The organism is Alcanivorax sp. HI0044, from assembly GCF_001634945.1.
The window spans coordinates 1-461 of record NZ_LWEZ01000956.1; the positions used below are offsets into that span (position 1 = coordinate 1).

The window sequence follows — 461 nt, forward strand, 5'->3', positions numbered from 1 at the left end:
ATATTTCCGGGGCCGATGTCTTCGCCACCGCTGAGGCCGGAGACATGTATGCAGCGATCGACAAACTGACGGACAAGCTGGACCGCCAGATTCTCAAACACAAGGAAAAGGCCGTCAGCCACAAGCACGGTCACTAACCCAAAGCGACAATTATGCGAGTTCGCGAACTACTGACTCTGGCCCGCACCCATCACGGCGTGCAGGCCAGCAGCAAGAAACAACTGCTCGATCAGGTTGCACAGCTGGCCGCGGCCAGCTGTGACAGCCTCAATGAACAGGAGGTCTTCGATGCTTTGGTCGCCCGGGAAAAACTGGGCTCCACAGGCATTGGCGAAGGCATTGCCATTCCCCACTGCCGGCTCGGACATTGCCAGCAAGCAGTCGGCCTGTTGTTGAAACTGGAAAGCCCCATCGATTTCGACGCCGTTGACGGGCACCCCGTGGACCTGGTGTTTGTGTTG

The 461-nt window shown here is 57.9% G+C and carries 2 protein-coding genes; both read left to right on the forward strand.

All coding sequences use genetic code 11. The annotated features are described in order from the left end of the window. Positions 1 to 137, forward strand: a 137-nt coding sequence (hpf, locus tag A3730_RS11200) for a ribosome hibernation-promoting factor, HPF/YfiA family (RefSeq protein ID WP_063538083.1), incomplete at its 5' end; no start/stop codon positions are given. A 15-nt stretch (positions 138 to 152) separates the two neighbouring features. Continuing rightward, the coding region (locus A3730_RS11205; RefSeq protein WP_063538085.1) for a PTS sugar transporter subunit IIA at positions 153 to 461 on the forward strand (309 nt) is incomplete at its 3' end.